Raw genomic sequence first — 23,733 nt, forward strand, 5'->3', positions numbered from 1 at the left:
TCTCCTAAACTGTTTGTTTGCTGCGTACTAGATGGCTTGTACCAAAATGCTGAAAAACATTTTTTTCAGGCAGGTCAAACACTTCTCTTCCGGCAAGCTGATTGATGATTTTAGCATTCCGGTAAGCGCCTAATCCGAGGTCCGGTGCTCCTACTCCGTGAGTGTGCATTTCACCGTTTTGAATGAAGATTTTGTTTTCCCGTTTATCATGCAGCTCCAGTTCATAATCTTTTGAGACAATTGGACGGTTCCTGCTGTCCCATTTCAAAAGATTTGATAGATTTGCAAAAGCATTGGGCCATACAGTCTTATAGCCTGTAGCTGCGATGACGATATTTGAATGCAGGTTAAAGGCTTCCCCCTGCTCCCATTGATGACATTGCAAATGTAAATCTGAACCGGTCTCCGCAATATCAAGTACGGCTGTTTTAGCCAATAAGTGAACATCCGGCTTTTGCCCCGCTATTGTTCTTTCATATAAAAGATCATAGATTTCAGCAATCGTATCTGCACTGATTCCTTTATAAAGAGAATCCTGTTTTGGCACAATCGTATCTTTTAATTCCTGGGGAATTCTGTAAAAGTACTCTGTGTAGTCAGGCGAAAAATGTTCAAGCCCAAGCTTTGAATACTCCATTGGGAAAAATCCATCTGTACGTGTAAGCCAATTTAATTGATAGCCGTACTCCTTTTGTTCTTTCAGCAGCTCAAGAAAAATTTCCGCCGCACTCTGACCTGAACCAATAACGGAAACCGCGTCAGCCTGCAAACTCTCTTTTTTCCTGTACAAAAATTCAGCTGAATGAAAAAGATTGTCTGATTTCCCTCTTGCCGACCAGTCTGGAATATTCGGAGCACTTCCCATTCCAAGTACAATATGACGCGCAATAAAACGTTCCATTTCTCCTGAGCCAACATCTTCTACAATGACTTCGTATCCTTCAGTATGATGTAAAACATCAGCAACCCGTTTTCCAAACTTGCAGCTGTCAAGCTCCGCTGCTACCCACTGCAGATAGTGGTTATATTCTCTGCGCGGAATATGGAACGATTCAAGAAAATAGAAATGATAAAGTCTTTTTTGATGATGAAGGTAATTCAGAAAGCTGAATTTGCTTATTGGATTGACCATAGAAACCGCATCAGCCAAAAATGGGACCTGTAAGGTTGTCCCTTCGATCAAAAGTCCTTCATGCCAATTAAACTCGGGCTTTTGATCAAAAAAGAGCGCCTCTGCTTCCTCTACATCATCCAGTAACGCTGCCAATCCAAGATTAAACGGTCCAAGCCCTACTCCGATTACGTCATAAACCATTCTCTGGCCCCCGTTCGAAATCTTCTCTGTGACAAATCATGAAAAGTGCTCTTTTATCAGGCAGCTGAATTTCCTTTTGCGGAATGAATCCGCATTTTTCAAAAACATGAATCATTTTCTTATTCCGGCTGTCAGGCTCAGCTACTATTCGCTGCGTCCGTTTGTCTGCAAACATCTGTTTCATGATTTCATGGAGCATTGGCAGTGATAGACCTTTTCCAAGGTAAGAAGGATCACCGATCAGCAAATGGACACCCTGATCATAAGACTCTGCTTCGTAATAACCTCCAATGATGTCATCCTTAGCCCAATACGTTTCCCAATAGCTCATTGGCACACTGTCCAGATGGCCGATCCACAGCTTTTGATGATCATCTGCCAAAAGTTTTTTTAGATGCTTCGTATATTTGCTGAATGGAAAATCTTGATTCCAATAAGGAATGACATGGGGTTCATGATGCCACTTATGAAGCATGGCAGCATCTTTTTCAAATTCGGCTTTTCGAAATGTGATGGATAAACCGGTCTCTAGCTGATTCATTTCGCTGCAATGGCCTCCTTTTTTGTAAACAAAGGGTTGCTTACTTGTACATAAACGGACTGTGTTTCAAGCGGTCCAACAAGTTCATCTAAATCATGAAATCTCGTTAATAAATTCGCTTTGCAGGGCAACGTTTCGTTTTCAAGCAGGGTTTTCAGTAAAAGAGATGGATGATTTGCCGGAAGTGACTGCTGATTCAATTCCTCTCTGATCAGTTTAAGAAGATCCTTCTCATCTGCCAGATCTGCCGTGCCAAATGCATTGACAAGTCCAAATAAATGGTTGAAAAAGAAATAATAGCGCAATCGTTCATCTGCTACCGCGTCAGAACAAACCGTTTCACTTTTCAAGCCGATTCCAGGGAGATATGTATTCAATTCATCATGTTTTGATTCGCAAAAGTAAAAACCCTGATTGTCTCTATAAAAAAAGCGGGATGGATAACCATTTTCTAGCTGGACAATGCTGTTTTGCTGATGAGCTTCAAGCGCAATCCCCTTTTCAACATAGAGCCATAGGATCGGTTTTAAGGAGATAGCCAAATAGCGTTTCATCCAGTCTGCGCTTATTTCCTCTGTTGATCGATTTTCCTTTTTAGATAGGTTTCGAATGATGACGGCAAGTCTTGATGTTTGCGGCGAAATTCCGTCCTGACAAAGGGCAACAAGAGCTGTTGCTTGTTTCGCCCGTTTTTTATAAAAAGGATTATCCCTGAGTATGACTTCAAAACCTGATTCTTTTTGGTCGTGCAGCTTTAATGTAATAAATGCGGGATCGTGAATGATTTCAAAATCAGGATATCGGTCAGATAACTCGGTTCCGAGCTGTGTGCCCATCAATTCTTTAACTTCCACTCCCCGCTCAAGCTCTTTTAACAGGTTCGCCCGGACAGAATTGGTGATTTTGATGTTAAGTGAAAACTTGAGCATGAACTCCACATCAGGATGATAGACCGTCCGCAGTGATGAAGTTGCATAAAATGCCCGTCCCTGCTGTCCAAGGTTTTCAAGCTTCCCAGCTTGAATGAACTCTTGGACAGATGAGTCTTTGAGCAAATATTCTGCTTGCCACGGATGGATGGGAAGAAGCGCGTATTCATCCTCGCCTGCATACTTCTCTTTAAACGAATCATGAATCTCAGGGTCATCTTTGACAAGCTTCTTTATAAGGTCAATTGCTGACTTTGGCATTGTTGACTTTGAATAAATGGAGTCTGCATGAGCTCTAAAATAATGCAGCGGAAATGCTCCTTTTAATTCTGGTGAATACGTCTTCATATCCGATTCAGTCATTCCCTGTCTGCTTTTTGGTGTCGGATGAAGCAAATGGCCAAACAAAAGGGACTGTTCAGCTGCAATAAAATCAAATGAGGTTTGATATAGCTCTTCCTCATCTTTCGCTCGCTCTTCTAAAAATTGAGCCATGGATTCACAGCTTTGTCTGACTCGCAAAAGCAGTTCTTCGTTTTTGCCGGCTGAATTTGAATCTAGTTCTTTCATCGTTTTTTCAATGCATGTTATGTAATCAATTTCCTCGTTTTCACAGTAAACAGGATAGTCTAACAAGTGGCGTCCTGTCTCTGAAAAATAGCTTGCAGGAATATAAAGGTTGGAATTTTGCTTGTGTAAACGAACATGAATCCATTTTCCATTGTGCTTCTTTCTTAAAGTTTCGGGTGCACCTTCACTAAGATTCCCGCTGTTTGTTTCGCGCAAAAAGCAATTTAAATAGCTTTGCAGAGTTGCTTTTTCAGCAAGAGCGGCCGCTTCAAGTTTGTTCATCATACATCCTCCTTGTTTCATCTTCTCCGATTTCTTTCATTCTTCTGATGATTTTTTCAACATCGCTCATTTTTGTTAATGGATTCAAAAAGGTGAATTTTAAACAGGCATTGCTGTCCACTTTCGTCCGGGCTATGATCACTTCTCCATTTTTCAGAAGAATTTCCCGGATTTGATAGTTTAAATGATTGATCTGCTCATTTGTTAAATCATCAGTTCCGTTGTATCTGAAAACAACCGCGCTCAGTTCAGGCTGGTGATAGACGCAGAATTCACGCTCTTTTTTCAGCAGCTCAAATGTTTTCTGCGCTACATGCAGCGTATGATCGATCATCTCTTCCCACTCTTCTTTTCCAACTAATTGAAAGGAGAGAAATGGTTTCAGTGCATCGAAACGTCTTGTTGTCTGAATGGATTTTGAAACAAGATTTGGAATGTTATCTTCTTCATCTTCAATTGGGTTCAAGTAATCCGCATGATGCCTGATAAATGAAAATGACTCCCGGTTCTTTACGAAAAATGCTCCGCAGCTGATTGGCTGATAAAACATTTTATGAAAATCCACTGTAATGGAATCAGCTCTCTCTAAACCTGCGAGTTTATCTTTATAGGTATCTGATAAAACAAGACCTCCACCATAAGCAGCATCTGCATGAAACCACAGGTCATGTTCTATAGCCAGAATGCTCATTTCCTCAAGCGGATCGATGCTTCCAAAGTCTGTTGTTCCTGCCGTCCCAATCAGTGCAAAAGGCAAATCACCTTTCTGTTTCAAAATGTCAATGCATGAAGCCAAATCATCCATACACATTCGGTATTTTTCATCCGCCTTTACTAATACAACAGAATCTTCACCTAAGCCTACTATTGAAGCTGCCTGCTGGACTGAAAAATGGGCTGCTTCTGAGCAGAGAATTTTCAGCCGGTGATGTTCAGGGGGAAGACCCTTCTTTTTACAATTCCAATTCCAGAATTTTAAGGCAGCACGTTCTCTTGCAAGCAGGAGCCCCATTAAATTAGACTGAGTTCCGCCGCTTGTCATCACACCATCTCCATCAGGAATCCCGAACATCCCGCACAGCCCATTCATGACATACTGCTCAACCATAGTAGCCGCGCCGCTTTGATCCCAGGAATCCATGGATTGGTTTAAGCCGGAAATAATGGCTTCAGCCGCTAAACCCGGAATCATCGGCGGACAGTGAAGATGTGCAGCTGCTGATGGATGGCTGACATGAATGGTATTTGAAGTGATGGTATCCGCAAGATGTTCATATACCGCTTGCTCATTTTGTTTCGTTTTAGGCTGAAAAACTGGAAAAGCTTGATCTAATTCCTTCTTTACATCAAAGGGACTCAATCCGCTGTATGGATTTCGGGAAACCATTATCCTTTTAACGGAGTTCATCGCTTGCTTCATTTGATATTCATAATGTTCAATGCTTGATTGATGATTTGATAAAAATAAATGTTCAAAGGCTGTTTTATCCTTGACTGCTGATATCATATGGTCCACATCCTAAACTAAACTTGGGCTGAGTGTTCTTTCAGCAGCTTTAACGGATTCGAAGAATATGTCACATACCGTGTCAAGCTGTTCTCTTGTAATGATCAGCGGCGGCAAGAAACGGACCACACTGCCAAAGCGCCCCCCTAGCTCAAGGATGAGCCCTCGTTTAAAGCATTCCTGCTGGATAAGCTTCGCGAGCTTCGGATGAGCAGGATAACTGCCAATGGCATCTGCAGCAGCGGTTTTATCTACAATTTCAGTGCCAACCATCAGTCCTAAACCTCGAACATCTCCAATAGAGGCTACTTCCTGCTTCATTTGTTTTAAGCGCAGCATTAAGAAATCGCCAAGCAGTGCTGCCTGTTCATCAAGCTTTTCCCGCTTAATAAATTTCATTGTCGCTGTACCCGCAGCGATCGCAATCTGATTCCCCCGGAAGGTGCCTGAATGTGCCCCTGGTTCCCATTGATCAAGATCTTTATGATAAACAACAACCGCTAAAGGCAGTGTTCCTCCGATTGCTTTAGAAAGAACTACAACATCAGGGTTGATATCAGCATGTTCAAAGGCAAACATTTTTCCAGTGCGTCCAAAGCCTGTCTGCACTTCATCGATGATGAGAGGAATTTGCTGTTCATTTGTAATCTTCCGAACTTGTTTTACCCATTCATCAGGAGCTGGAATGGCGCCGCCTTCTCCCTGCACGATTTCCATGACCATTCCCGCAGGTTTCACTATGCCGGATTCCGGATCGGTCAGAGTGCGGTCTATAAAAGTAGAGCCTATTGCTGCACCCTCGTCTCCTCCTATGCCAAACGGACAGCGGTATGAGTATGGATATGGCAGAAAGTGAACGTCTGACATTAAATTGGGAATTTTGCTTTTCGGTCCAAGATTCCCCATTAGACTAAGCGAACCATTTGTCATCCCGTGATACCCGCCCTGGAAAGATAGCATGCCGCCTCTGCCAGTTGCTGTTTTTACAAGTTTCATTGCCGCTTCTATCGCATCAGAGCCTGATGGACCGCAAAATTGGATTTTCGCATTTTCTGCAAATTTTTTCGGAAGAGCGTCGAACAGCTCCTCAACGAACTCCTCTTTCATTGGAGTAGTAATATCTAGCGTGTGAAGCGGGCGCTTGCCTTTTATCACATTTTCCATTGCTTCGATCACAACCGGATGATTGTGTCCAAGTGCCAGTGTTCCTGCCCCTGCCAGGCAATCTATGTAGGTTTTATTCTCAACATCTTTCACATAAATCCCTTCTGCCTCACTGATCGCGATTGGAATTCTGCGCGGATACGACCTCGCATTTGATTCTCTCTTGCGCTGGCTGCTTAAATAAAACTCATTCGTTAGCATAATAATCACCTTTCTTATTTGAAAATAATTCTCATTCTCATTTAAAAAAATCAAAAAAATTTTCTCAGCAAATTTTTCAGCTGGCTGGTCAAATCGATCATTGCAAGATCTGCCCTGTTTACTTGTCCAATCATATTTGGAAAACTGTGAACAAGTTGTTCATAATGCAAATAGGTGACAGAAACACCTGCATCTGGCAGCTTTTCAGCATACTGCCTGCCCTCGTCGCGTAACGGATCATATTCAACTGTTACAATCATTGCCGGCGGAACGTGTTCAGCATTTATCAAAAGCAGCGGTGATGCATAAGGATTCTTACCATGTTCTTGTTTGCTTAAATAATGATTCCAAAACCATTCCATTTTTTCTTTTGTCAGATTAAACGAATAGCCGGACAGATACGACTCTGTGTCAAAATGATGATTCAAAACAGGTGTGATCAAAAACTGCATATTAAACGTCTGTTTTCCCTGATCACATAGCCAATTGGCAGCTGCGGCTGCAAGGTTTGCTCCGGAAGATTCTCCTCCGATTGCAAGTTGATCTGAATTCCCATTCCATTTTGAGATGTTTTGAGGAACCCACTCTGATACAGCAAGAACATCCATAAGCGCTGCAGGAAATGGGTGCTCCGGTGCAAGCCGGTAACCGACGGACACAATCAGGCAATTGGCGTTTTTTGCAAAATATCTGCACATGGAATCCGCACTGTCGAGATCTCCAAATACCCATCCTCCGCCATGCATAAATATCAATACAGGCAGCAGTTCAGATGACTGCGGCTGATAAATTCGAACTGGAATCAAAAAATCAGCCGATTGAATCTTTTCGTTGTATATCATTAAATCATTCATTTCAAGCCTTTGAAAAAATGTTCGTGCTTCTTTATAAAAGTACCTTGACTGAAGAGCAGATAACTCGGTTAATGGAGGGTGTTTGAGTTCAGCCATTTTAGCACCAATTCTGTTCAGCAGATTTTTCATATCAGCATCAATCGGGAGATGAGTTTTCACATAATATTCCTGCTTTCCTCATTTAATAGCGCTTTATCTTCAGTTGGACGTTTGATAAAGGCTACATTTTTACTGGATATATAATCATTAAACCGATCATATTGCCCTATAACAAGTGAAGCTTTTTTGTGAGGGAGCACAATGGTATCAGCAACATATCCGCCAATCTCTTTTAAAATTGGAATGACGATCCGGTTTCTTATATCAGGTTCGCCAATCACTCTTCTAGGTCCGAATTTTTTCATAAGAAAAGCCGTCATCGCCCTGACAATCATCAAGCCATCCTCTTTATTTAAAAGTGCTCTTGGCCCTATTAATAAATGCATGCCAAGATCTCCCGGCTCTGCTTGAAAATAGTTCCTAATTGAATCATGCTGGATCGAATAAGCAATTAAATAGCCTGCAGGCATCTCATCTAAAAAACAAAGATAAACCCGTTTGTGATCTGCTTTGACTGAGCGTTCTAAATACGCATAAAAATCTTCTTTGCTCACATTCAGCTTCCAGAAAGGAGCAATATGCTGCTGATGCATCCATCCATATAAAATCTCTAAATCTGTCATCTTTACAGGACGAAGTGAAATGATATGGCTGAACTCTCTGTCCTCTATGATGGCTTCAAATTCATATCCCTTTTCTATATGATCCAGCTCCTTACTTCCTTGTAAGTGAATACACATGAATCTTAATTGAAAATGATTATCAATGTCAATGACTTCTGAAAAATCAGTCATTCCTGCCTATGCATTTTATTAAATTTATCGTTTATTCTAGAACATCATACCTATTCTTCACTTACATATTTTCACAAAAAAAGAACAGAATTTAATCTGTTCTTCCGTTTTGAAGCAATGTTATCTTAACTCCGGGAGCTGCTTCCCTTTCTTTTATTTTTTTAAAGCCAAAAGATTGATAAAGTGCTATGGCAGGGATATTCTTTGATCCAGTAGATACTGTCACTCTTTTATTCGAATTCTTTTTTAAAAGGTAATCAAGCAGAGTTGAAGCAATCCCTAATCGGAAATAGTCAGGATGAACCACTAGTCTGCAAATATTGAGATCTTCTTCTTCCCTCTCATAAGACAGTACTCCGCGAATTTCATTATCCATCATGCAGCCAATAAAGGTTTCGGATGAACCAGTAATGTCACTTGCGGTTTCTTTAAGCTGAGGGATCCCTTTGAACCCGATTAATTCTGCTTCAAATAGGTATGCAGGGATTTGTATTTGCAGAATTTTTTCTGCTGTGCTGTAATCTTTATGGTTTAGGTGCTTTATCATTATATCAGCTCCACTTTACATAATATTATTATCGTTTTATTAAGGCCAACTTCTTTCTTCGTTAATTCTTTGTCTTTTCCATTTATCCTTTTAATACGATTTACCCTTCTTCTCATTCATCAAATACAAAAAAACGTGCAAATCAATCTCAAGATTTGCACGTTTTCCCTTAATCTGAAAATCCAGCAACTGCTTTCTTTAATCCAGAAGAACTTTCCAGTACGTCTGCTGCAAGACTGATTGCAGTAATAACGGATACTCCATCTGCACCTGCTTCTATTACAGAACGGGCATTGCCTACATTAATTCCGCCAATACCAACAATCGGGATCCTTATATCGCTTTTTCTCACTTCTTCAATAAGAGAAGTTCCTTTAACAGGTTCAGCGTCTGCCTTCGTGAGTGTAGGAAAAATGGGGCCAGCCCCGATATAATCGGCTCCGTCAGCAATAGCCTTTTTTACTTCCGTAAGCGTATGGGCTGAGACACCTACTATTTTTCCTTCCCCTAATTTCTTTCTGACTGTGCTTGCATCTTCATCATCCTGTCCGATATGAACTCCATCCGCGTTCAAAGCAAGAGCAAGTTCTATGTCATCATTTACGATAAATGGAATGGCATGCTCTTTGCATTGTTTCTGCAGATTCTGTGCCAGGTTCATTTTTTCAGTTCCTGTGAGAGCGCCTTCTCCTTTTTCCCTGAACTGAAACATCGAAATGCCTCCATTTATGGCTTCCAAAAGGACTTTTTCAGGATCTCCCATACAGTTTGTGCTTCCCATAATAAAATACAGCTGGAGTTTTGAACGCAATTCCTCATTCCACATGCATGGATCTCCTCTTTTTCTGCTGGTACGCCCAATGATTTGTCGGCCCGTGCCCCTGCCCTATTTCAAGATCTTCTTTAATCGCTTCCTGAATAAATGACACGGCGGTTTCTACTGAATGATAGACTGTGTTTCCTTTAGCCATTTCAGCTGTGATTGCTGCTGCAAATGTACAACCCGTTCCATGCGTATTTTTTGTCTCAATCCGTTCACTTGAAAAATAACTGAACTCAGTTCCATCGAATAATAAATCCACTAACTGATTTTCGTTTTCGGCATGCCCGCCCTTAATGACAACATTTCTGACGCCTAATGAGTGCAGTATTTCAGCAGCCGTCCGGCGATCATCGAGAGTATGAATTTTTATGCCTGTCAGCACTTCAGCTTCTGGAATGTTAGGAGTAACAATCAAAGCAAGCGGGAGCAAATGTTTTTTCATTGCTTCAACTGCTTCATCCTGCAAAAGTTCTGCCCCGCCCTTTGCAATCATAACAGGGTCTACAATCACTCTGCTCCAGTTAAATTTTTTAATTTGTTTTGAGACTGCCTCAATAATTTCACTATTAAACAGCATTCCTGTTTTTACAGCATCCGCTCCAAGATCTGAGCCAATCGCTTCAATCTGCTGCACAACCGCATCCGCTGTTAACGGGAAAACCCCATGGACACCAAGTGTGTTTTGTGCGGTTATCGCTGTAATGGCAGACATTCCATACGCATTCAATTCTTGAAACGTTTTTAAATCTGCCTGTATTCCTGCTCCGCCCCCGCTGTCTGAGCCTGCAATCGTAAATGCTTTAGAGATTGACATGGTTAACCTCCTCAAGTGCAGAAAGCTTTTGAACATCCTCTGCTGAAATTTGGTAAAGTTTGTTCAAAAACTCAATTTGAAAGCTGCCAGGTCCTTGATGTTCCGTCTCTTCAGCTGCAAGTTCAGCAGCACTTCCATAAACAGCCAATGCTGCGGCCGAAGCAAGAACATAGTCTTTTTCAACTGCACAAAATGCGCCAATAACAGAGGTTAACAAGCACCCTGCACCCGTTACTTTTGTTAAAAGAGAATCACCATTCTTGCAAATATACGTTGTTGCCCCATCTGAAACAATATCTTGTTCTCCAGTAATTACGGCAATCGTGTTTAACTGTTTTGCTGCTTTTACAGCAAGCGCAATTAAGTCTCCCTCGCCATCACCGGAGTCGACTCCTCTAATCGCCCAGTTTTCTCCCACTACATTAGCTATTTCTGCAGCGTTCCCTCTAACAACAGCGACACTCAACTCCTTAACTATATTCCGTGCCGTTTCCGTACGATACGGTGTTGCCCCTGCTCCAACCGGATCGAAAATAACAGGCACGTTATGATTATTTGAAGATTTCCCTGCAATCAGCATCGCTTCTACATTTTCTTCATTTAAAGTACCAATATTTAATACGAGTGCCCCTGCAATTTTAGCCATATCAGCTACTTCTTCTTTTGCATAAGCCATGACTGGGGATGCCCCGATTGCCAAAAGGCCATTAGCTGTAAAATTCGTTACTACCACATTTGTAATATTGTGCACCAGAGGCTTCTCTTTTCTTAATTGTTCTAAAATGGATGCAATTGTTTTCTGTTCGATCATGTTTTCCCCTCCCTAAAAATAAAGAGCACTTTGCCGCGGCAAAGTGCTCATATGTATCCCTGAATCACATCCCTGCGCTGGCATTATCCAACAGGTTCATCCGGTCTTCGGCAGTTAGCCGTACTCTCAGCCTGATTCCACAAGCTCCCGATTCATATTTGCATTTGTTAAAAAGTCTACTCTTACCCAGACGGTTTTGCAACTATTATTATTGCACAGGCGCATTCTTTTTTTGAAGATGCGCTTTAATCAGAAGGATAATCAGCAGCAGAATCGGAACTCCGAATTGAAATGGCAGGTGGATATATACTGGAACAACTTCCAGTCCGATTTTAATATGCTCGTTAATGCTGTCTGCCATAAAAAAAGTTGAAGCAAATCCAGCGGAAATAGCAGCATATACAAGATAATTATTTTTTACTTTTGGCAATACCTCAGATATGCTTTTTACAGATGCATAAAGGAAAAGCACCACCTTAATAAAACCTACAAAGAAAAAGACAATAACAGACAAAATTTCCACATGCTGAAAAAAGTCCAGCAAATCAATGGTTTCAATGGATTTAATGAGAGGATAGGAAAAAAATTTCGCAATTTTTGCTCCTAACATGCCGATAATAGATTCAGTAATCGCAATGATGATCAGTCCGCTGAATACGACAGCCATCCAGCCTTTTTTCAGAAGAAAACTTTGATCATTAACAGCAGGAAAAATCATGAGAAAAACGACCAATTCTCCAAATGGAAAAGTAATCTTGGCAGGGAAAATAGTTCCTATAACCGTCTTCCAGTCCGGTTTAATAAGCGGAAGAACATTTGTCCATTCAAACAATGGCGTTAAGACAGTAATTAAGGTAGTTAGTACAATCAGCAGGATGCTTCCGAAAAAGAGCAGTTCAGAAACTCTTGCAATGGCCTCTAAGCCTAAAATGCAGGCATAGCCTGCCAGCAGAACAAAAACGAGACCAATTACCCATGTCTGAATGTTGTAAAAAAGAACGGAGCTGATAAAAAATTCAAAATCCTTCACCACTCTCATACCGATATATAGGAAGTAAGCCGAATAAAGGCCAAGTGCAAATTTCCCTCCCCATTTGCCGAAACCTGTTTTTAAAAGCTCTGAAAAGGTTTTTCTGCTTCGATTAATGCGGAGCAGCCAGTTATACAGAAAATAGATTCCTACACCTGCAATCATCGCAATCAAGTTTACAAGCCATGCCTCTTCCTCTGCATCAATGCTAAGTCCTACAACTACTGTGCTGCCGAGGAGAAAAAGCACCATTAAGGAAAAAACCTGAAAAGGCGTTATCTGCTGATTGATCATTCTATCATCCTTTGTATGTATTTTTTAAGGTATATTATTTACGTCCCCAATTTTCTCAATCGTCAAGTCTGCATTTATTGTAATTGGAACAGATGGATACAATTCGTTCCATTTTTTGCTGATCTCGTTAAACACAAAAGGCTTTTGTAAATAAACCTCTTTTAAAAGACCAAGATAATCAATGTTTTCCTCCTGACTTTTGGCTATCAAAGATTTCATATCGCTTTTAATGAACTCTTCAGTCTTAGATTCTAGATTGTTTATTTCGGTTTGTTTGCATGTACTTTCTAAAACTTTCCCTTTAGCCTTGATTATGACATGAAAAGAGGGCTTTCCTTCTTGGTACTCAAATTCGATTTTTGTTTTTGACCTTGTTATGCTAATTGTAAAAAAACCCTGGTCATCAGATCCGCATCCTGACTCGATACTTGTTTTTTTAATCCTGTTGGTGAACGCGTTATAGGCTTTACTTTCATCCCTGTCCAAATAACCTGCAAGCTTATCCTGCTTGAAATAGGCCATTCCGTTTATCACCAGCAGAACAGCCGGTTCCGTAGTTGAAATGTTCTCTTTAGTTAAAGCAATCTCATCATCGCTGCTTAAGGTAACAAATGGAAGTGCGGTCTGCTTTATGTTTCTGAGGAAATCGTTCATAACTTTAATTGGATACATATTAACTGCGGAACCAATGTTTAATTCATTGTTGTAAAGAATTTCATTTATCCTTTTTGAAGAAACCTTTTGTACAGGGGTTATGGTCTTTAAAACTTTACCTGCGGGATAATTTTTTGCAATCATGATTTTTATGCTTGATGAGATCTCAGACTCCGTTAAAAAAAAGGCGGTAATGTCCTTGATTCCTTTTTCTTTTGCTATTTCTTCTCCTACCAAAATCAGTTCTGCGCTGTCAAGAAAAACCTTCCTTGAATTTCGATTTGAGATATTTTTTATTGCCTGTGAAATTGTTTTTCCCGATTGTTGATAAATGATTGAGCCAGGTTCATCTCCTGATGAATCAGGTTTTGATGCTGTATTAATTACCTGAAGGGTTACTTCATACCCTTCATTACTTGAATCAATGCCAATCGCAGATACTATGGCAATCGATTTTATTAGCGTATCTTCAACATTCTTTGATATAAACACACTGCCGCCAATAGTAAGGATGGCGAAAAATAATGCTGTCCATACTTTTTTCTTCATAATTCCCTCCTTAATCATTTTTCAGGCGGTCTTTTTCTTCTTTAGTAAAAGTTTTTTTATTATTCAGCTGTTCATAAATAGGCATCCTGACTGCAGCATCCTTTTGGTCTTCCAGCTTAAAGGGGGCAAACGGTGCCATATAAGGCACGCCAAATGATCTTGAGGAGGACAGCTGAAGCAAGTAATACAAAATTCCCGCAATGATTCCAAAGAATCCAAGAATGGATGCCAAAAACATAAAAATGATTGTCAGCTTTTGTGAAACGGGTGCAAGTGTATAGACCGGTATAATGCTTGAAAAAATGTAAGATGCACTTAAGACAACAAGTGTAAATGGCTGAACAAGATAAGCTTCCACAGCAGATTGCCCCAAAACGATCGCCGCAAAAACAGTGACTGTAAAGACAACAGATTGAGGAAGCCTAAGTGAACTTTCTGTAATAATTAATATCAGGAAATAAAAAACGACGGTTTCCACGACAGTCGGAGCCGGCACAAGTTCCCTCTGAGTAACGATTCCCACAAGCAGATTCGTGGGTATCAGCCCAGGATGATAAATGGTGAACGCAATATATAAAGCTGGAAGCAAGATTGCAAAGCTGTATATTAAAATCCTGGAAAACCGTTTCACAAATATCTTTTTTGTCAGAAAATAATAATCGTCAGGCGACTGAAACAGCTGAACAAAAACGGTTGGAAGTGTAACAACAAATGGTGAGCCGTCAACAATGAGAGCAATTCTGCCCTCGAGAACTTCACTGCAGACAACGTCCGGCCTGTCGGTGGAAAGGGTTAGCGGAAAGATGGAATGTGATGAGCTCGTCAGGGTTTCTTCCAGATAATTAGAATCAAGGATCACATCCATTTTTATAGAAGATAATTTTTCTTTCAGTTCTTTTAAAATTTCCTTATCTGCTTTCCCTTCCATGTACACAATGGAAATTTTGGTATTCGAATTGATATAATCCGGAGACTCAATCCTCAGTGTTGGATCTTTGATAACTTTTCTGATAAGCGCTGTATTCGAAGAAATATCTTCATTGAAACCTATGTCAGGACCTTTAAGTGTCCGCTGTGCCTTGGGATTTGAAATACTCCGCTCTGGAAACTTATCCGTTCCAGCGGCAATGCAGTTAGTTTCGCCTTCTATAAAGATAACTGTATTCCCCATGAGCAATTCATTCACGGCAAGACTCATATCCGTTATTCTTCTGGTCGCCTTTAAAGAAATAACATGATTTAGAAGAAAGTCTGATGTATCATTTGCAGCTTTTGCTTTTTCCGCGTCAAATGAAGCGAGAGAAGGAAGGATAAATTCTTCCAGTTGATTGCTTTCAACAATCGTGGTGATATAAACGGCCAAAAAAGAATAACCGTTGTTTTCAACTGTTTTAAATTTCAGATCTGAACTGTTTCCGAGTTTCTCACTTATCCAAGATTGGCTGACAGCCAGTGATTCAGATATTTTAGCAGAAGCAACTAATTTAGGCATTTCCGTCCCTCTGTTTCTTCGTAGTTATGGATTAATATTCCTAACCGGCTAAACAATTATGTGTGTCTAAGGCAAAGAAAAAAGAACCCGCTAAAAGCGGGTTCTCCTATCAAAAACAATATGATTTTTTTATCTGATGCTTTTCACTTTCTCTCAAACGCTAATTTAATCCCAAATCCAATGAGCACTGCTCCAGTAATGCCTTCCATCCATTTCTGCACAGCAGGCTTTTTCATGAATGCACTCAACTGATGGATCAAATAAATATAAATAATAAACCAGATAAACGTAAGAATTGTGTACGTTAAGCCCATGATCATAAACTGAGTAAATGTATTCGATCCAGGCTCCAAAAATTGCGGAAGGAAAGTTAAAAAGAAAACTGCAACCTTAGGATTAAGGAGATTTGTCAAGAACCCCTGTCTGTAACAATTGAGTTGCTTTACATCGTGTTTGTTTTCTCCTGTATCCGGCAAACTGCCCTTTTTATTTAGAGACCGTAAAGATTTAATTCCTAAATAAATCAGGTAGCAAGCCCCCGCGTACTTCAGGATGGAGAAGAGAAAAGCTGATTTGACGATAAGTGCTGATAAACCTAACACAGCTGCAAATGTATGAATTAAAAGGGCTGTTAAAGTCCCAAGTACAGTTTTCATCCCTCCCGCTCTGCCGCTCACGATTGTATTTTTGGTAGCAACGGCTGTATCAGGACCAGGCAATAGAATTAATAAAATTGACATGATGATAAATAAGGATAAATGCTCCAAGCCGACTCCCTCCAAATTCTGAATTTTACCAATTTTAACACATGGAGAGTTCGGTCGTATAGAGGTAATTTAACGGAACAACAGTTTCCAAACCCCTAAAACATCCAGCAAAACAAGGAAAATAGCGATTGGAGCTACATATCTCATTAAGAAGAACCAAGTGTTGAAAAGGCCAATAGATAAAGACGATCCGTTAGAAAGCTCTGCGTAAAGCTTAGATTTTTTTATTTTCAGCGGAACAAAGATAGAAATAAGCAGAGCGCCGACGGGCATTAGAATATTGCTTACTAAATAATCGGCAGCATCAAAAATGGATTTTCCGAAAATGCTCACGTCACTCCAGATTCCAAATGATAATGCAGATGGCACTCCAACTGCAAATATTATCAATCCAATGATCCAGGACCATTTAATGCGCTTATCAGAATCACCCTTAGAAATCACAGATACAATAATTTCAAGCATTGAAAACGCGGATGTTAATGATGCGAATAAGAATAGCAGAAGGAAGGCAACAAAAAATACCATACCAAATGCCATTTGATTAAATACGGTCGGCAAGACGTTGAATAATAGGACTGGACCGGCATCTGGCTTCAGTCCGAATGAAAAGACTGCCGGGAAAATAGCTAATCCGGCCAGAACGACGATGAAAATATTCATGGCTACAATCGATATCGCCGATTGTGGCAAATTTGATTCTTTCGGTAAGTATGAGCTGTAGGTCACCATAACAGAAACACCGACACTAAGAGTAAAAAAGGATTGTCCCAGAGCAGCTAGGACTGTTTCAGACGTCAGCTTAGAAAAATCAGGCTGAAAAAGAAATTGCACGCCTTCCGTGGCGCCTTCTAATGTAACGGAACGGAATATCAGCACTATAAACAATAGAAATAATGCCGGCATCATAAATTTGCTTGTGCGTTCAATTCCTTTTTGAACACCTTTTGCCACAACGGCAATCGTAATGATCATAAAGACAAGATGAGCTCCGACACTCAGCATCGGGTTTGATATTGTAGCTCCGAATAATTCCCCGAACTGCTGCTGATTCAGTCCGTTTAACTCTCCTGTCAGCGTTTTAACTAAATATAGAATAATCCAGCCGCCGATGACACTATAAAAAGAGAGCAAGATAAAACATGTAATCATCCCCAGATAACCAATAGAAGACCATTTTGTATCCGGAGCAATCTCTCTGTAAGATTCAATCGCATCCTTTTGGGTGCTTCTGCCGATTGCAAATTCTGCCAGCAATAAAGGCAGACCAAGCAATAGCGTAAACAGCAGGAAAATAAAAAAGAATGCTCCCCCTCCGCTCACACCTGCGATATATGGAAACTTCCAAATCGCTCCAAGTCCGATTGCAGATCCTGCTGCAGCCAGTATAAATCCCAGTTTTGAAGACCACTGCTGATTTTCTTTCATTTTGCACCTCTCATAAATTCTGTCTGTTTATTAATGAAAACGCAAAAAAGCGCCCCTATGAAATATAGGGGCGACTATTCATCGCGGTACCACCCTAGTTGAGAATACAATCTATCCTCCGGCTCTGAAGTCTTTATCGGGACAATCCGTTAATCCCTTCCATTAGGTCGAAATTAAACTCAGGGACCGAATTTCATCTTTTTTGTATGTACTGATTTCCACCAACCATCAGCTCTCTAAAACAGGGACAAAAGGATTACTGTGTTTCCCATCAACGTTACGTTCCATTAATTTATAGATAATTTAAACATCCAAGACATAAGCTTGTCAACATAATTCGTATTTATAACGCTGTTTTCGCTTATATTGTTGTTTTTGATTATAAATGATGTCCGTTCCTTTCCGCTGCAGGAACTTGCTTTCCGCGGGGAGCGTGGAAGCCTCCTCAGCGAGCCTGCGGGGTCTTCCATTTCGCTCTATTTCCCGCAGGAGTCAAGTTTATCCGCTGCAATCCACTAAGGTTTATAACATTTAGTCTAAAAGAAACAAAATATACGATAAGAGCCTTTAAAAAGGATCAACAAATTTTCAGCTTCTGTTCAGCAGGAAATATTGTCCAAAATTGAATAATATTATTCATCAAAAACTTCCGGTTCATTAAAAACAGTAATCACTTTCGTAGCGCTATTTATCTTGCAGTCCAAATTCCAAATCGTTTTTTTAAAGCAGACAACATCCTCATTCTCAAGGTAAAACTTTAAGAGCACATCATCTTCCGCGTCAATAATCGCATATTTATCCTTGCTTCTGAAAAGCTCATGGTCTTTATGCATGACAATTTTCCAGCCATGTTCCAATGAGAATTCTTTAAAATCTTTCGTGAATTTTTTTAAATTCATAAAGCTTTACCTCCAATCAGTCTATATTATAATAAAAAAAGCTTGTGTACAGATGATATAAATGGTATATTACTAGAGCGATGAGCTGATTTGTGTAAGTCGAAGAACGCGCGGTTTTCCGCACACATGAATGTGGTCATGTGGTTTTTCGCCTCAAAACGCAAGGAGACGACTGTTTTACAGCGTCTCCTTTTTTATTTACTTTTTTTGCTTTAAAAGCCACTCAAAAAAATCAGGATCGTTGTAAGCAGCTGTCCATGAGTCATGGCCTGCTTCAGGATACGAAGTAAACTTTACGTTTCCTCCAGCGTTCTCTATCGCTTTTACCATATCCAAGCTTTCTTTGATAGGGATAACATCGTCTTTTTCCCCATGAAAGATCCATGTCGGAATATCCTTTAGCCGCTCTGCTTTTTCAGGACAGCCTCCTCCGCAAATCGGTGCAAGCGCAGCAAATAGATCAGGCATCCTTGATGCAAGCTCAAAAGCCCCATAAGCCCCCATGCTCATCCCTGTTAAATAGATCCGTTTCATGTCCACACGATGCGTATTTATTACTTCTTTGAGAAGTGCAGCCACTCCATCTAATTCCATCATCCAATTTGATCTCCTTGCAGCAGAAATCGGACATTGCGGTGCAAGAAAAATGAATGGAAAGTCTTCTTTTTCAACGACCTCCGGCAGACCTATTGTTTTTATAAGCTCAGGATCAGTGCCGCGTTCACCTGCTCCGTGCAGAAACAAAACGAGCGGTGCTTCACTTGTTTCATCCTCATATCCTGAAGGCAACTTTAATAAGTAGGAAAGATTAACCTCTATTACTTTTGTAATTGTTTGCTGAAATACATCTGCTCTCATCAGGTATACTCCTTCAATCGTTTTCATCTAATTCATGTATTAGATTCTTCCTGAGATACAGCAAATCCTTTATTATGCGGCAAAAAAGGCCAATTCATTTAGAATTGGCCTTGGGAGTTATGATTTAGCCATTGATAATGGGGCTGGTTCTGCCTGAAACAGTTTCTTTGTCAGCAATGTTTGAAGGATGACAAATATTCCGCCGATCGTCCAGTAAAGCGGCAATGCTGAAGGTGCTGTAAGAGAAAATACACCAATCATAATTGGTGACAGATAGCTGAACATCGCCATTTGCTTTTTTTGCGTCTCTTCTAGACCGATTAATGAAACTCTGGACTGTATATAATAGATTCCGGCAGCTAAAAGGGTCAATGTGAAATCAGGACTTCCAAGATTGAACCATAAAAACGAATGCTCCGCGATCTCAGGTGTTCTTTGAATGGCATAATAGAATCCTGTTAAGAAAGGAAGCTGGATAAGCAGAGGCAAACACCCTCCAAGAGCTGCCAGCGGATTAATATTATGCTTTTGATAAATCTTCATCGTTTCCTGCTGAAGCTTTGTTTTTGTCTCTGCATCTTTTGCTGTTTTCATCTTTTCCTGCAGCGCTTTTAATTCCGGCTGTGCATAAGCCATCTTGCCTTTCATTTGCATTTGGTCTTTTGACTGCTTTAATGCAAACGGAAGCAATACAAACCGAATCATCAGAGTGACAAGGATAATCGAGAATCCATAGCTTCCCTGAAACCAATCTGCAAAAGTTTTTAGCAATACTGAGAAAGGATACACAAAATAGTGATTAAAAAAACCTGGTGTCTGACCTGTAATGTCCTGAATGTTTCCATTTGCCTGCTGACAGCCGCTCAGTAAAATCAGCAGTGTAATTCCCGTGAGTGCAAGTAATGTTTTCCGTGAAATGAATGCAGCTTTCTTATCCATCTAAATCCTCCTTGGTGTTTTCCATTTTGAGTTAAACTTCCAAGAAGGATTGTGGATGGTACATCATCACCTGAGTCGTACCGCCTCATTTGTTTGGTCATCCATATAAAGATGGCATTTGTTTCATTTTGCATCCGCTGAGAGGATAATAGACAATCCTGCTCTTTTTCCAAAACTGTTTTTAATGACGGATGTTTCTTTAAAGACTGATTCAGCAAGTACCCGGATGCAAACATGGCTGCTGCGGTAAAGAATAAGCTCAGCAGCGGCAAATATGGGGTTAAATCATGTGTGATTTCAATGATCATCTGCTGCATTCACCTCCTTTTCATATCATCAGTATATACCTATGCTTTAAAAAAAGATAGAGGATGTCAATACCAGCCATCTTCATACAAATGCAAAAAAGCCTGCTGACTGTTCATCAGCAGGCTTTCTTTCAGCTCTTTTTAACATACATAGGAAGATCCGTGTGTCCAAGCATACGGGCATACACAAAAAGATTTCCTTTATGGTTCACTTCATGTTCAATTCCCATTTTAATGAGAGCAGACCCAGGAACACTGAAACCAAATACATCTTTTAAATCAATCACTTGATTTAACTCTTCATCTGTTATAGACTCCAGGATCTGCACTGTTTTTTCAGTATAAGCCTCAGCAAGTTTCAGGAGGTTTGTCTCCATTATTTCAGCTTCCTGCATAAGAGGCTGGGCATTTCCAGCTTTTACGACAGCTGAAAATTTGTACATCGAAGTCAGCATGTGCGTAATTAATTTTTCCGATGTCATGGATGTTTCAGCAGGCTTAAATTCTGGGTTATCATGCTGCATTTTTGAAATTAACTCTAAAGTAACAGCTCGGTGCGATAAAAAATGATTAATTAATTTTGAGTTCATTGAAAGGCCTCCGGCAAGGTATTATTTAGCGAATCCCATGAATTGCTTCAGCATTGAAAGTCCATATTTGCGGTCAGCTCTGTCATCTCTCGTTTTCTGGTGCTGCTGAACAAACGCAAGAAATTTTTGCTCGCGGATTTCAATATGCTTCTTAGCAAGCTCCCGCTCGTATCTGATTTCTTCTTGATACATATCCCTTTCACTGCTTGACGTTTCATGGATTACATCAAGCTTATCATGAAGGGCTCTGAATTGTCCTTCAGCAGCACTCCGCTCTGCATTAGATTGTGCATTTATTTTATTTGAAAGGGATGAGAATTGTCCTTTTACAGCACCCAGCTGAATTTTAGATTGTTCATTGATCCTATTCTGAATTGCGGTGAAATGACCTTTAGCAGCATTCAGCTGTGTTTTGGAGTGCGAATGAAGCTCCTGCTTAACCGTTCTTTTCATTTCATCGATCAGAGTGAGCTCCAGTTGATCCATTTTAAGTTCCAAAATCGATATGTCCTGCTTTCCTTTTTCTTCAATTAAATTAAAGATTTCCTCAAGAGCAACTTTAATATTTTTCTTAGCTGATAGGTCAATGTCAGGATCAGCCTTTGAAGCAGCAGCCTCTGATTTTCCGTTCATGTTCAGCATTTGCACGATCGTTTCATGATCAAGCTGACTGTCTTTTAAATGTTTGATTTTTCGCAGCATCTCAATATTTTCCGGTGAATACACACGCGCATTTTTATGATCTCTCTCAATGTCAAGAAATGCTGAGAATTCAAGTTCCCACATTTTTAAAATATATGAAGATTCCCCAAGCAATGATGCAACCTTTGATATATTTAATGTTTTCCCCATTTAAAACCCCGCCTTTTCTAATTTTTTGTTGCTATACCATTCGAGGCGGTCATAAGCGGATTCCTGCAAGTCGACAAAGGTTCTAAAATAAAGTCATCTATCTTTGAAATCATATGTATTTCGGCATTTTCTGCTTAATCAAAAACTTGTGTGTCCTCTTTAAAAAAGGATTGCTAAACCATGTTTGAACAGTTAAAACCCCTGTATCGTCATGCCCCCGTCGACAAATAACGTTTGGCCCGTAATGTAGCTTGCAGCATCAGAACCCAAAAAAACAGCAGGTCCGACAAGCTCAGGAAGCTGGCCGATTCTTTTTAAAGGAGTAACAGCTAATATGTCTGCTACATATTTTTCATCCCTGAGCATCTTTTCAGTAAGCGGTGTTTCAAAATACCAGGGTCCAATTGAGTTGACGGCAATATTATGCTGCCCCCATTCAAATGCAAGCACCTTGGTCATTTGAATCATTGCCGCTTTTGTCTGGGCATAGACTACACCAGTACGCAATGCGGTTTGTCCCGCTACAGAAGAAATATTAATAATTCTGCCGCCATTTCCCTGCTGCTTCATCATCTCCCCTGCCAGCTGAGACATAAAAAAAGCAGATTTCAAATTGGTATTCATAATCGTTTCCCATTCTTCTTCTGTTACATCAAACGCTTTTGACCGGATATTCATTCCGGCATTATTGATTAATATATCAACGGAAAGATTGTTATCTTTCATTTGCTCAAATGCCTGCTTCATACTGGCTTTATCCGTGATATCCGTGACAATTGGATAAGCTTTTCGTCCCAGTGATTTTATTTTGTCCGCGGCCTCAAGAAGATCTGCTTCTGTTCTGGAAAGCAGCACAACATCTGCTCCTGCTTCGGCATATCCAATCGCAAGTGCTCTTCCAATTCCACGTCCTGCACCTGTTATTACTGCAAGTTTGTTTTCAAGATTAAAAGATGGCAAATACATACTTATCCCTGCTTTCAATAAAATATCTTTTATTTTATCATATAGTTCCGATTTTTCTGTTTTATAAGCTGTTTATCGCTATACTCTTTACAATGAAGATTGCTAGTTTAAAAACAACAAAAAAAGAGCAGACATTTGTCCGCTCCCTTCTCTATTAAAACTTTCCGACATTGCTGCCTGGAATTGAGGTATGTGTCGCTGGTGTTTCCGGTGCATTGGCAGATGAAGAATGAGTTGAATCAGATCCGCCGGTCAATTCCGTGCCCGCTTCTTTTACCTTAGACCCGATCGAGGCTAAGTCCTTTTGTGCGTCTTTAGCTGTTGACAGTGTTTCATTTGAAATTTGAACAACGTCATTTACGTTATCCTTCACATCTTCATTTAAACGGTCATACAAGTTTTTTGCCTCGTTGATGGCATCTTTTAAAGAATCTGCAGCACTTTTAAATTGAGAAACCATTTGATTTTTGACTTCACCTGGGTTTTCTTTTACTTGTGTAAAGACATCCACTGATGAATCTTTTAAATTTACCGCTGAGTCTTTCACTTGATTGCGGGTTTTGCGGTCAAATAGAGTAACCAGTCCGCCTACAGCTGCTCCAATCAGCATACCTTTAACCAGCTTACTGTTATTTTTATTTGTTCCTTTTTTCGCAATGCTTGTCTCTGTCTTCGAAATTTCTGTCGGTGCCGGCTGTGATCCCAGTGTATTATTTTGGTTCGTATTATAGATTGTCATTGTATAAACCCTCCTGTTTGGTTAATGTCATACTCCGTACATACCCTACTCTTTCTATTTATTAAACCTATTATATAAAAAGTTGTGAAGAAAATCATGAACATTTTTTAATAATTT

The 23,733-nt window shown here is 40.2% G+C and carries 24 protein-coding genes and 1 other annotated feature; all 24 genes read right to left on the reverse strand.

Annotation, left to right across the window (positions count from 1 at the left end; all coding sequences use genetic code 11):
* Nucleotides 1-4: 4 nt before the first annotated feature.
* Nucleotides 5-1,315, reverse strand: a complete 1,311-nt coding sequence (locus ABEQ24_RS06890; protein WP_430006087.1) for a lysine N(6)-hydroxylase/L-ornithine N(5)-oxygenase family protein — start codon at nt 1,313-1,315, stop codon at nt 5-7.
* Nucleotides 1,305-1,856, reverse strand: coding sequence for a GNAT family N-acetyltransferase (locus tag ABEQ24_RS06895; RefSeq protein WP_430006088.1), 552 nt, complete (start codon nt 1,854-1,856; stop codon nt 1,305-1,307). Before ABEQ24_RS06895 ends, ABEQ24_RS06890 begins: the two co-directional genes overlap by 11 nt.
* The gene (locus tag ABEQ24_RS06900; RefSeq protein ID WP_430006089.1) at nt 1,853-3,637 is read right to left on the reverse strand and encodes an IucA/IucC family protein; all 1,785 of its coding nucleotides are present in this window, start codon (nt 3,635-3,637) and stop codon (nt 1,853-1,855) included. The genes ABEQ24_RS06895 and ABEQ24_RS06900 overlap by 4 nt, the downstream gene beginning before the upstream one ends.
* Nucleotides 3,624-5,144, reverse strand: a complete 1,521-nt coding sequence (locus ABEQ24_RS06905; protein ID WP_430006090.1) for a pyridoxal phosphate-dependent decarboxylase family protein — start codon at nt 5,142-5,144, stop codon at nt 3,624-3,626. The genes ABEQ24_RS06900 and ABEQ24_RS06905 overlap by 14 nt, the downstream gene beginning before the upstream one ends.
* A 12-nt stretch (nt 5,145-5,156) precedes the next feature.
* Nucleotides 5,157-6,509: an aspartate aminotransferase family protein gene (locus tag ABEQ24_RS06910; RefSeq protein WP_430006091.1), complete on the reverse strand. Its 1,353-nt coding sequence runs from the start codon at nt 6,507-6,509 to the stop codon at nt 5,157-5,159.
* Between the two features lie 50 nt (nt 6,510-6,559).
* Nucleotides 6,560-7,522: an alpha/beta hydrolase gene (locus ABEQ24_RS06915; protein ID WP_430006092.1), complete on the reverse strand. Its 963-nt coding sequence runs from the start codon at nt 7,520-7,522 to the stop codon at nt 6,560-6,562.
* Nucleotides 7,519-8,256 (reverse strand): GNAT family N-acetyltransferase, encoded by a 738-nt coding sequence (locus ABEQ24_RS06920; protein ID WP_430006093.1) that lies wholly within the window; start codon nt 8,254-8,256, stop codon nt 7,519-7,521. The genes ABEQ24_RS06915 and ABEQ24_RS06920 overlap by 4 nt, the downstream gene beginning before the upstream one ends.
* Before the next feature lie 91 nt (nt 8,257-8,347).
* On the reverse strand, nt 8,348-8,803 hold the full coding sequence (locus ABEQ24_RS06925) for a GNAT family N-acetyltransferase (RefSeq protein ID WP_430006094.1): 456 nt from the start codon (nt 8,801-8,803) through the stop codon (nt 8,348-8,350).
* 169 nt (nt 8,804-8,972) lie between these two features.
* On the reverse strand, nt 8,973-9,629 hold the full coding sequence (thiE, locus tag ABEQ24_RS06930) for a thiamine phosphate synthase (protein ID WP_430006095.1): 657 nt from the start codon (nt 9,627-9,629) through the stop codon (nt 8,973-8,975).
* The gene (gene thiD / locus ABEQ24_RS06935) at nt 9,619-10,440 is read right to left on the reverse strand and encodes a bifunctional hydroxymethylpyrimidine kinase/phosphomethylpyrimidine kinase (RefSeq protein ID WP_430006096.1); all 822 of its coding nucleotides are present in this window, start codon (nt 10,438-10,440) and stop codon (nt 9,619-9,621) included. Before thiD ends, thiE begins: the two co-directional genes overlap by 11 nt.
* The gene (gene thiM / locus ABEQ24_RS06940) at nt 10,427-11,251 is read right to left on the reverse strand and encodes a hydroxyethylthiazole kinase (protein WP_430006097.1); all 825 of its coding nucleotides are present in this window, start codon (nt 11,249-11,251) and stop codon (nt 10,427-10,429) included. Before thiM ends, thiD begins: the two co-directional genes overlap by 14 nt.
* Before the next feature lie 208 nt (nt 11,252-11,459).
* The gene (locus ABEQ24_RS06945) at nt 11,460-12,575 is read right to left on the reverse strand and encodes a GerAB/ArcD/ProY family transporter (protein ID WP_430006098.1); all 1,116 of its coding nucleotides are present in this window, start codon (nt 12,573-12,575) and stop codon (nt 11,460-11,462) included.
* Nucleotides 12,576-12,599: 24 nt separating this feature from the next.
* Nucleotides 12,600-13,778, reverse strand: a complete 1,179-nt coding sequence (locus ABEQ24_RS06950) for a Ger(x)C family spore germination protein (RefSeq protein WP_430006099.1) — start codon at nt 13,776-13,778, stop codon at nt 12,600-12,602.
* Between the two features lie 10 nt (nt 13,779-13,788).
* Nucleotides 13,789-15,270, reverse strand: coding sequence for a spore germination protein (locus tag ABEQ24_RS06955; RefSeq protein ID WP_430006100.1), 1,482 nt, complete (start codon nt 15,268-15,270; stop codon nt 13,789-13,791).
* A 143-nt stretch (nt 15,271-15,413) separates the two neighbouring features.
* On the reverse strand, nt 15,414-16,010 hold the full coding sequence (locus ABEQ24_RS06960) for a LysE family translocator (protein WP_430006129.1): 597 nt from the start codon (nt 16,008-16,010) through the stop codon (nt 15,414-15,416).
* 96 nt (nt 16,011-16,106) lie between these two features.
* On the reverse strand, nt 16,107-17,465 hold the full coding sequence (locus tag ABEQ24_RS06965; protein WP_430006101.1) for a sodium-dependent transporter: 1,359 nt from the start codon (nt 17,463-17,465) through the stop codon (nt 16,107-16,109).
* Nucleotides 17,466-17,528: 63 nt separating this feature from the next.
* Nucleotides 17,529-17,749, reverse strand: a binding site (T-box leader).
* Between the two features lie 348 nt (nt 17,750-18,097).
* Entirely contained in the window at nt 18,098-18,364 is a 267-nt protein-coding gene (locus tag ABEQ24_RS06970) for a hypothetical protein (RefSeq protein ID WP_070877517.1), read from the reverse strand.
* Between the two features lie 198 nt (nt 18,365-18,562).
* Nucleotides 18,563-19,222 (reverse strand): prolyl oligopeptidase family serine peptidase, encoded by a 660-nt coding sequence (locus tag ABEQ24_RS06975; protein ID WP_430006102.1) that lies wholly within the window; start codon nt 19,220-19,222, stop codon nt 18,563-18,565.
* Nucleotides 19,223-19,339: 117 nt separating this feature from the next.
* Nucleotides 19,340-20,161: a membrane protein insertase YidC gene (gene yidC / locus ABEQ24_RS06980; protein WP_430006103.1), complete on the reverse strand. Its 822-nt coding sequence runs from the start codon at nt 20,159-20,161 to the stop codon at nt 19,340-19,342.
* On the reverse strand, nt 20,095-20,469 hold the full coding sequence (locus ABEQ24_RS06985; RefSeq protein WP_430006104.1) for a hypothetical protein: 375 nt from the start codon (nt 20,467-20,469) through the stop codon (nt 20,095-20,097). The genes yidC and ABEQ24_RS06985 overlap by 67 nt, the downstream gene beginning before the upstream one ends.
* Before the next feature lie 131 nt (nt 20,470-20,600).
* Nucleotides 20,601-21,059 carry a DinB family protein gene (locus tag ABEQ24_RS06990; protein ID WP_430006105.1) on the reverse strand — a complete coding sequence of 153 codons (459 nt, stop codon included), beginning with the start codon at nt 21,057-21,059 and terminating at the stop codon, nt 20,601-20,603.
* Between the two features lie 21 nt (nt 21,060-21,080).
* The gene (locus tag ABEQ24_RS06995; RefSeq protein ID WP_430006106.1) at nt 21,081-21,911 is read right to left on the reverse strand and encodes a helix-turn-helix domain-containing protein; all 831 of its coding nucleotides are present in this window, start codon (nt 21,909-21,911) and stop codon (nt 21,081-21,083) included.
* Nucleotides 21,912-22,103: 192 nt separating this feature from the next.
* Complete coding sequence (locus tag ABEQ24_RS07000; RefSeq protein WP_430006107.1) at nt 22,104-22,877, reverse strand: SDR family NAD(P)-dependent oxidoreductase; 774 nt, start codon at nt 22,875-22,877, stop codon at nt 22,104-22,106.
* 154 nt (nt 22,878-23,031) lie between these two features.
* Nucleotides 23,032-23,616, reverse strand: a complete 585-nt coding sequence (locus tag ABEQ24_RS07005; protein ID WP_430006108.1) for a YtxH domain-containing protein — start codon at nt 23,614-23,616, stop codon at nt 23,032-23,034.
* Nucleotides 23,617-23,733: the final 117 nt, after the last annotated feature.

Source organism: Metabacillus idriensis (assembly GCF_050483325.1).
GTDB classification, from domain to species: domain Bacteria; phylum Bacillota; class Bacilli; order Bacillales; family Bacillaceae; genus Bacillus_P; species Bacillus_P idriensis_A.

Excerpts from the sequence above, each read along its gene's own strand:
- ABEQ24_RS06890 (WP_430006087.1), bottom strand. The coding sequence starts at position 1,315 with ATGGTTTATGACGTAATCGGAGTAGGGCTTGGACCGTTTAATCTTGGA.
- ABEQ24_RS06895 (WP_430006088.1), bottom strand. The coding sequence starts at position 1,856 with ATGAATCAGCTAGAGACCGGTTTATCCATCACATTTCGAAAAGCCGAA.
- ABEQ24_RS06900 (WP_430006089.1), bottom strand. The coding sequence starts at position 3,637 with ATGAACAAACTTGAAGCGGCCGCTCTTGCTGAAAAAGCAACTCTGCAA.
- ABEQ24_RS06905 (WP_430006090.1), bottom strand. The coding sequence starts at position 5,144 with ATGATATCAGCAGTCAAGGATAAAACAGCCTTTGAACATTTATTTTTA.
- ABEQ24_RS06910 (WP_430006091.1), bottom strand. The coding sequence starts at position 6,509 with ATGCTAACGAATGAGTTTTATTTAAGCAGCCAGCGCAAGAGAGAATCA.
- ABEQ24_RS06920 (WP_430006093.1), bottom strand. The coding sequence starts at position 8,256 with ATGACTGATTTTTCAGAAGTCATTGACATTGATAATCATTTTCAATTA.
- ABEQ24_RS06925 (WP_430006094.1), bottom strand. The coding sequence starts at position 8,803 with ATGATAAAGCACCTAAACCATAAAGATTACAGCACAGCAGAAAAAATT.
- thiE (WP_430006095.1), bottom strand. The coding sequence starts at position 9,629 with ATGTGGAATGAGGAATTGCGTTCAAAACTCCAGCTGTATTTTATTATG.
- thiD (WP_430006096.1), bottom strand. The coding sequence starts at position 10,440 with ATGTCAATCTCTAAAGCATTTACGATTGCAGGCTCAGACAGCGGGGGC.
- thiM (WP_430006097.1), bottom strand. The coding sequence starts at position 11,251 with ATGATCGAACAGAAAACAATTGCATCCATTTTAGAACAATTAAGAAAA.
- ABEQ24_RS06945 (WP_430006098.1), bottom strand. The coding sequence starts at position 12,575 with ATGATCAATCAGCAGATAACGCCTTTTCAGGTTTTTTCCTTAATGGTG.
- ABEQ24_RS06950 (WP_430006099.1), bottom strand. The coding sequence starts at position 13,778 with ATGAAGAAAAAAGTATGGACAGCATTATTTTTCGCCATCCTTACTATT.
- ABEQ24_RS06955 (WP_430006100.1), bottom strand. The coding sequence starts at position 15,270 with ATGCCTAAATTAGTTGCTTCTGCTAAAATATCTGAATCACTGGCTGTC.
- ABEQ24_RS06960 (WP_430006129.1), bottom strand. The coding sequence starts at position 16,010 with ATGTCAATTTTATTAATTCTATTGCCTGGTCCTGATACAGCCGTTGCT.
- ABEQ24_RS06965 (WP_430006101.1), bottom strand. The coding sequence starts at position 17,465 with ATGAAAGAAAATCAGCAGTGGTCTTCAAAACTGGGATTTATACTGGCT.
- ABEQ24_RS06970 (WP_070877517.1), bottom strand. The coding sequence starts at position 18,364 with ATGAATTTAAAAAAATTCACGAAAGATTTTAAAGAATTCTCATTGGAA.
- ABEQ24_RS06975 (WP_430006102.1), bottom strand. The coding sequence starts at position 19,222 with ATGAGAGCAGATGTATTTCAGCAAACAATTACAAAAGTAATAGAGGTT.
- yidC (WP_430006103.1), bottom strand. The coding sequence starts at position 20,161 with ATGGATAAGAAAGCTGCATTCATTTCACGGAAAACATTACTTGCACTC.
- ABEQ24_RS06985 (WP_430006104.1), bottom strand. The coding sequence starts at position 20,469 with ATGATCATTGAAATCACACATGATTTAACCCCATATTTGCCGCTGCTG.
- ABEQ24_RS06990 (WP_430006105.1), bottom strand. The coding sequence starts at position 21,059 with ATGAACTCAAAATTAATTAATCATTTTTTATCGCACCGAGCTGTTACT.
- ABEQ24_RS06995 (WP_430006106.1), bottom strand. The coding sequence starts at position 21,911 with ATGGGGAAAACATTAAATATATCAAAGGTTGCATCATTGCTTGGGGAA.
- ABEQ24_RS07000 (WP_430006107.1), bottom strand. The coding sequence starts at position 22,877 with ATGTATTTGCCATCTTTTAATCTTGAAAACAAACTTGCAGTAATAACA.
- ABEQ24_RS07005 (WP_430006108.1), bottom strand. The coding sequence starts at position 23,616 with ATGACAATCTATAATACGAACCAAAATAATACACTGGGATCACAGCCG.